The following is a 7,080-nucleotide window of genomic DNA, read 5'->3' as shown; positions in this document are numbered from 1 at the left end:
TCTCTCTCCTACCCCGATTTCAAATTCTAAGGGCAGAAGGTGGGTACTGACCTTTGGCCCATTATCGGGGTCTTTTCGTGTATACAGGTATTCCACCTGTCCAAACATTCTTCCCCGAGGGGGTGTGGCCGCAATCTCGGTTCCCAGTGGTTCTAAAATATGGGCTGCGAATACATCGTTATTGATTGCAAAACTCAAACCCAAAAAAACAAAAATTACGAATATTTTATTTTTCATTTTACTCCCCTTTTTAATCTCCTAAAAATTTTTTTATAGGCCTTCCTCAGTTGTCACTTTTCTATAATATTTCAAAACCTCAAGGCCCTTAAAAAATATGGCAAGCCAAATTGCCAAAAGCAAAGAGGTCCCAAAGGGAATGAAAAAAGTCTTTTCCGCAAGACGGAGAGCCCGCTCGGCTCCTAAAAACGGAATCCCCAACATTAAGGTTAACCACCCAAAGGGATACAGCATTCCCAGGGATGTCAACGCAATCAATGTGTTTTTCACCCATGGGTGGAAACCTGCATTGAAAATGATAATAACCAGGACAAACGCCAACAATCCCACCCCATGCCCATGAAGGTGAAACGTATGGAGCCTGGAAAGAACCTCAGAGGAAACCTTTGCCAAAATGGTTCGGTCAATATCCTCTAGTCCCGTTAGGCCGTGGACCTCGGGCTGGTTTCTGGCTTTTTCAGTGGCAAGGGACTGAATCTGCTCCGGAATCCTTCCCAACATGGCTCCGGCTAATTCCCCCATTCCAAATAAAAGTAGGCAGGCAAAGATAAGAATTGGCGAAGGGGATTTAAGCATCATAGGGTTTCTCCTTTCGGGTAAAAAATAAGAATACCCCTCTCCAATTTGGAATAAATCCCTAGGTTTCCCCCATACACAACACGGCTGTTATGAGAAGAACCCCTTGAAGAAGGACTTCAAAACGGAAAAAAAGATCTCAGGTTTTCAAAAAAGCTTTAACGAATTTGAAGATTTAAGGCAGGGGGAGATCTGGGTCTTAGGTGGGAATAAGTGAGATGAAAAATGAAAAAAAGGAATAACGGTTTTATTCTTTCAACAAGAGGGTGAAAACTTAAATTAAGGGTTTGGTCTGTTGATGAAAGAAAATTGGAGACCGCACACATCCAAGCGCATGAAAAAGAGGAATGCTGTTCCGAATGGTGGGAAGTTTGCCTGTGATCTAGGATATGATGGCTAAACCCTAGAGCAGTAAAGCCCCAGAAAAAAATTAAAAGAACCACCAAAAACAGGGCTATTTTTTTAATAGATTGATCTGGCTTCATAATTAAAAAAATCTTAAGGGTTTGCTCCTTGAACCCGTAGCAATCATTTCAAAAAGGAACAAACTCTTATCTCAATAAAACCTATACCAACTTTACATCCCTAAATGGGCCTTGAGGATTTTTGAATCTGCGATGGCTGGATTTTTGGGAGCCAGTTCAAGGGCTTTTTTGAAATGCTGTGTGGCTTCCCCATGGTTACCTAATTTATCTAGGGAAAGCGCAAGATTAAAGTGGGCCTCTGCCAATTTTTCATCCGCTTTCACCGCTTCCCGGAAATGTTCCTCGGCCACACCCCAATGATCCTTGTTATAATGTTTAATCCCTTCGGCGTTTGGTGCCTCTCCGGCGGATCCTCGAGATGCTGATAATGCTTTTTCAGATCCTGCTTCTACCGTTTCCACGGCCAATCCCAGAAATAAGCCAGCAAACAAAGCAAGCATACCGTATCCAACAATTTTTTTCATTATTAACCTCCCGTTTTTTATTTTTGAACCACCTCATTCTTTTTAAAAACCAGTTTTTGAGTTGGCCTCACACCAATTCTCAACATGATAGGTGGCCCCTTTTGCAAAACACTATTCTAAATACACATTCTCTCCAAATCAACTGGTGTAGTGCATCATAAGTCCCTTGACTTTGACTGTCTTTCCGGGCTTGACCCGGAATCCAGTCTTTCCGAACTGGATTCCGGATTAAACATTCGGGAATGACGGCAAGTTGGGTTTCGGAAATTAGGGTAAGTGCGTTTTCGGGAATGACAGCAAGGGTTTTTCAACATCCCTTTACCGTTTTGTTCCTGAAATACCTTGAATATACAAAACCCGTTATTCCCACTTCAATCCTTTGCTCCTCCCGCTTCCCTCCTCCGTCATTCCCGCGCAGGCGGGAATCTAGAATTTTAGGTAATTGTTGGAACACAACACCGGTTCCATGTTTAAATTCTTCGAGACTCTTTTTCTACGGCAAAATAGACATTTCGGGCCTCACCGGGTTTTCATTAGCCTCCCGTCACCGGTTCGGTCTCTTCCAAAGGAATTTCGTGGACCTTACCCAGGGTGGAAAGAGGGGAATCAAATTCATCCTGTTTTCCCACTGCCAAAATGATCAACCCCTCAGGTTTTAAATATTGCTGAGCAACCCGTAGTATATCTTTTTTGGTGACCTGGGCCACGCGATCCCGAAAAGTGTCCAAAAAGTCCTTTGGAAGACCCATATATTCCAAACGCATTTGCCGTGTGACGATCTGGGTGGGGTTGGCGAATGAGAAAACAAAAGAATTTAAAAAAGAATCCTTGGCCTGCTTTAACTCTTCGTCGGAAACCGCCTCCTCCCGAATCCGCTTAATCTCATTCAAAATGGCGTTTATGGCTTGCAGCGTTGAAGCGGACTTGGTTTCACTATAAGCCAAAAAAATGCCCACCTCAAAATCCCCCGGCTGAAAAATGCTTCCCGCGGAATAGGCCAACCCTTGCCGGGTCCGAACCTCCTGAAACAACCGACTGCCAAAGCCTCCGCTACCCAAAATATCATCCATCACTGAAAGGGCAAAAAAATCAGGATTGTCCCGTTTCACTCCGAGATGTCCCATACGAATGGTGGTTTGGGGAATGTCCTTAAAAATATAATTGATGGAAGGGTTCACCTCTTGATGGACGGGAGGAACGGGAGGGAACACCACCTCTTTTTCTTGCCATGGGGAAAAAACCTCGGTCAGTTTCCGGATGAGTTCATCCTTCTTGATATCCCCGGAAACGGCAATCAATACATTATTAGGACGGAAAAAGTTGCGATGAAAAGCCAGCAGATCTTCCCGTTGGATACGCTGAATGCTCTCTACTGTGCTTTCACGACCATAAGGATGGAGCTCTCCGTATACCAGTTTTTGGAAGGTCCGAGCAGCAATGGAATGGGGAGAATCGTTTCGTCTCAGGATTCCTTCGATGACACCCCGTTTGGTTAATTCCAGCTTTCCCTCTTCAAAAGCGGGGTGCATCAGGATGTCCGCGAATAAGGTCAACCCTTGATCCAAATCTTTACGCAAAAGATTCAAATTCGCAGTGCCTCGTTCCTGTTCGATTCCGATATTCAATTCCGCAGCCATAAACTCCAATTCTTCATCAATGGCATCACTGCTTTTGTTTAGAGTTCCCCCCCTGCGCATGACCGCCCCAGTAAGCCCCGCCACACCCACTTTGTCGGGCGGATCATAAATATCTCCGGTTTTGATCATCAGCTGAATATTCACCAAGGGAAGGGTGTGGTCTTCTAAAAAATACAAAATCATCCCTTTGGGAAGGACAATCCGGTCGGCCTTCGGGGGATCAAAATCCACGGGATCAAATTTCATTTGTCTGGGATCGGCACCATATAAAGTTGGGGTGCCCGCCCACAGAAACCCCACCAGAAAAAACCCAAAAATGAAATCCCTAAAAAAGAACCTCATGAACCTCTGTCCTCCTCTTTAAATTCCTTGTTGGTCGGAATATTCTTTTTAACCAGAGTAGCGACGGTTCTATTTTCTTTGGTAAAGTATGTTTTAGCCACCCGCATGATATCCTCGGGAGTCACCTTCCCAATATCTTCGCGGGCTTTCAAAATGTAGCGCCAGCTCCCCGCAATGGTTTCAAAATAGGCCAATTGAGAAGCCATCCCGCTATTGGATTGTAGAGATCGAATAAGAGATGCATCCAGTTGATTTAAAATCTTCTGAAGATCCCGCTGCCCCACCGGTTCCTCTCCCAAACGGACCAACTCTTCATAAATGGCATTTTCAACCTCTTGGGTGGTGTGGGGGGACCGGGGAATGGCATCAATCATAAAGAGATTCGTAAATCGAGCCCCCGGAACACCCGTTGAGGTAGACACCGAAACAGCCAATTGCTTTTCTTGAACAATCTTTTTATAAAAACGAGAGGTCCTTCCATTGGAAAGAAGCGAATCAATCACATCGAATACCACCTCATCGGGATGGTGGATCCCAGGTTTGTGATACCCAACCATCACGGCGGGATTGGCATCAAAAACAATTTCAACACGCCGCTCCCCTTCTTGCGGGGGTTCTTGGGTTTCCACTGGGGGAATAAAGGACCGTGTCTTAATCTTTCCGAAGGTTTTCTCCAGTGTTTTGATAAGGGCTTTTGCGTTAACATCCCCCACAATGGCAACCACCGCATTGTTGGGCCCATAATAGGTTTCAAAAAAAGACTGGGTTTCCGGTCGTGTGAGTTGAGCAATGTCGGAAGACCACCCGATGACCGGTAACCGGTAAGGATGCGCGATAAAAGCCGTTGCCAAAAACGCTTCATAAAGTTTACCCATGGGATTGGCTTCATAGCTTCTTCGCCGCTCCTCCATGACCACATCCCTCTCCTTATAAAACTCCCGAAGAACCGGGTAAGACATCCGCTCCTGCTCCATCGCAATCCAAAAAGGAACCCGGTTAGAAGGCAAACTGACCACATACCGGGTAAATTCCTGCCCCGTTCCAGCGTTAAAACCCACACCCCCCTGGCGCTCATAGAGCGTGCTGAATTCATTTGGAACCACAAATTCATCCGCTTGTTTCTGCAGTTCCTCAAAACGCGATTTCAACCCCTTCAGACGTTGGATTTCCCCCCTTTCTCCTAGAGCCTCCTCGCGTTTAATCTCTTCCAACACCCGGTCCATTTCCCCTAAAACTTTTTTTTCTTTCCGGTAATGGGTGGTACCGATGGTCTGGGTTCCTTTAAAAGCCATATGTTCATAAAGATGCGCAATGCCTGTAATGCCTGCATGTTCATTGACGCCACCCACCCGATAGGAAATATTAAAAGAGACCAACGGGACTTGAGGACGTTCCACAATTAAAACCTGCATACCATTCTGGAGGGTATGCTCCACCACCAAGCCCTCTAAATCTTGTCCGGGCAAAGGGGTTTTTAAGGTGAATAAAAAAAACACCACAAAGGAGAAAACCACCCAAAAACGTTTCATTCGATATGCTCCTTAAGCTCTAAAATATTGTCGCAGAAAAAATCGGGCTCTGCCTTTTTCAACCCATCCCGATCCCCCAAACCATATCCCACCGCACATACCTTGACCCCTGCCTCCTGCCCCGCCTTAATATCATTGACACTATCTCCAATCATCAGCGCCCTTTGTGGGGAGACCGCCAGTCTTTCCAATGTGGAAAGAATCATATCCGGATGGGGTTTGAGTCGTACAGTAGTATCACTTCCGATGATGAAATCAAAATGGTGATGAGCATTTAAATCCTGCATAAGTTTATTGGTATACTCTGCAGGTTTATTGGTGACCACAGCCTTCTTCTTATGGTTAAAGTGCTCCAGGACGGATATGACCCCCGGGTAAAAACAGGTGGTATCCGTCAGATGTGTCATATAGTGTCCCCGAAACAAGGTTAAAGCCCTCTCGAAATGGCCCGCCCCGAAACCATCCAAGGACCGCTCCAACAGTTTACGGACACCATCCCCGACATAGGTGTAAATGAGTTCCGGAGGTTTGGAAGGAAGGCCAAAATCCTCCAAGGTCAAATTCACCGCCGTTGCCAAATCCTGTTTGGTATCAAACAGGGTTCCATCTAAATCAAACATTAACAGGTCAATGGGCCACATGTTCTGAAACACCTTTAGGAAAAATAAAGATTCCCGCAGCAAGACTGCGAGGTATTCAAAGGAAAACCTGAATCCTCAAATCCCCCTTTTCCAAAGGGGGAAGCTAAGCGGTCACCCCGTACCACCCTAAGGGGAATAGAAGTTTAAATTTTAACCAAAAAACTCCTTTCCGCTCATGAAGAAAAACGGAAAGGAGCGATTTTCTTTTATTCTATTTTTCATCATCTCATACTTTATTTCTCGTTGCAATTTTTACAAAATTCAGGTAGGGTGTGGATCTTTTAGACCCAACAGAATGGGGGGTAAAATCCCCCCCCCCAAAAGCATCCTTTCCCGGAAAGGGAGAAATCGTTTAGGTTTTCTTACCAAAAGCCGTAGGTTAAACCAAGTTGTGATTGACACAAACAAACCCTTGGGAGAATCATGGCCAAAAAGAAGATCATAAAAAAAAGAACCAAAAAAACCTCTGCCCCAAAAGTAACTCGGAAAAAAACCGGAAAAAAATCCATGGGAACCGCACCCAAACCCAAGAAAACTGTCAGAAAAACCCCCGCCCCCTCAAAACCCGTGAAAGAGGCTCTTTCAAAACGGATGCTTCAGGTGGCCAACGACATGGTCGCCTTTAACATGCTAATTTCTCATCTGCTTCGCCCTATTGCGGGAGAACCCCTTGCCGAAGGGGCTTCATTGGATGAAATGTCGGAACGGTTGCGGGCAATCCAGAATAACCTGGAAACCGTTTTAGCCCACCACCCCGTCATGACACAAAAAATTACAGAGGCCTATACCCGAGTGGAAACCTTATGGAAGGCCCATCAAACAACCCCGCAGGAAGATCCAAACTTTCAAAAAATTCAAAATGAAGCCAAAGAGGAAAGTCAACGGGCAAAGGAAACCTGTGCTGCCATGAGTGATCTGGTGGCAGCCCTTCGTTGTATCACATGAGGAATCTTCAGACGATCAAAGGGAAAAGCCATCCCCATTGGAAGGAGTAGGTACCCACAGGCAGAGCCCATGGCAATTTTAAATAGAGTCTGTATTTTAACATTCAACTTGCTGAATTTGCGTTGAAAAAGTATAGTAGGGAAACAAAATCAGCAAGGAGGATCAATGGAGCTTTTGAACGAACTTTCTTTCACGCTTGAGAAACCGCACTGGGCGGTCAACCC

The 7,080-nt window shown here is 45.4% G+C and carries 7 protein-coding genes; 1 reads left to right on the top strand and 6 read right to left on the bottom strand.

The features are described from left to right. The 6 genes from VGB26_15480 to VGB26_15455 all read right to left on the bottom strand — a co-directional run. Positions 1-237, bottom strand: a 237-nt coding sequence (locus tag VGB26_15480; GenBank protein ID HEX9759175.1) for a hypothetical protein, incomplete at its 3' end; no start/stop codon positions are given. Positions 238-270: 33 nt separating this feature from the next. After that, the gene (locus VGB26_15475; GenBank protein ID HEX9759174.1) at positions 271-816 is read right to left on the bottom strand and encodes a hypothetical protein; all 546 of its coding nucleotides are present in this window, start codon (positions 814-816) and stop codon (positions 271-273) included. A gap of 574 nt (positions 817-1,390) precedes the next feature. Further along, positions 1,391-1,762, bottom strand: coding sequence for a tetratricopeptide repeat protein (locus VGB26_15470; protein HEX9759173.1), 372 nt, complete (start codon positions 1,760-1,762; stop codon positions 1,391-1,393). Positions 1,763-2,295: 533 nt separating this feature from the next. Beyond that, positions 2,296-3,741 carry a pitrilysin family protein gene (locus tag VGB26_15465; protein HEX9759172.1) on the bottom strand — a complete coding sequence of 482 codons (1,446 nt, stop codon included), beginning with the start codon at positions 3,739-3,741 and terminating at the stop codon, positions 2,296-2,298. Next, positions 3,738-5,270, bottom strand: coding sequence for a pitrilysin family protein (locus VGB26_15460; GenBank protein ID HEX9759171.1), 1,533 nt, complete (start codon positions 5,268-5,270; stop codon positions 3,738-3,740). The genes VGB26_15465 and VGB26_15460 overlap by 4 nt, the downstream gene beginning before the upstream one ends. Further along, a complete protein-coding gene (locus VGB26_15455; protein ID HEX9759170.1) occupies positions 5,267-5,911 on the bottom strand; it encodes an HAD-IA family hydrolase in 645 nt (214 codons plus the stop codon). Before VGB26_15455 ends, VGB26_15460 begins: the two co-directional genes overlap by 4 nt. A gap of 423 nt (positions 5,912-6,334) precedes the next feature. On the opposite strand from VGB26_15455, the gene VGB26_15450 reads away from it, so the two are divergent. Further along, entirely contained in the window at positions 6,335-6,856 is a 522-nt protein-coding gene (locus tag VGB26_15450) for a hypothetical protein (GenBank protein ID HEX9759169.1), read from the top strand. Positions 6,857-7,080 lie beyond the last annotated feature (224 nt).

Source organism: Nitrospiria bacterium, from assembly GCA_036397255.1.
GTDB lineage: Bacteria > Nitrospirota > Nitrospiria > DASWJH01 > DASWJH01 > DASWJH01.
This window is presented reverse-complemented; position numbering and strand designations above follow the sequence as displayed.

Coding starts and splice junctions, on each gene's coding strand:
- VGB26_15475 (HEX9759174.1), bottom strand. CDS start 816: ATGATGCTTAAATCCCCTTCGCCAATTCTTATCTTTGCCTGCCTACTT.
- VGB26_15470 (HEX9759173.1), bottom strand. CDS start 1,762: ATGAAAAAAATTGTTGGATACGGTATGCTTGCTTTGTTTGCTGGCTTA.
- VGB26_15465 (HEX9759172.1), bottom strand. CDS start 3,741: ATGAGGTTCTTTTTTAGGGATTTCATTTTTGGGTTTTTTCTGGTGGGG.
- VGB26_15460 (HEX9759171.1), bottom strand. CDS start 5,270: ATGAAACGTTTTTGGGTGGTTTTCTCCTTTGTGGTGTTTTTTTTATTC.
- VGB26_15455 (HEX9759170.1), bottom strand. CDS start 5,911: ATGTGGCCCATTGACCTGTTAATGTTTGATTTAGATGGAACCCTGTTT.
- VGB26_15450 (HEX9759169.1), top strand. CDS start 6,335: ATGGCCAAAAAGAAGATCATAAAAAAAAGAACCAAAAAAACCTCTGCC.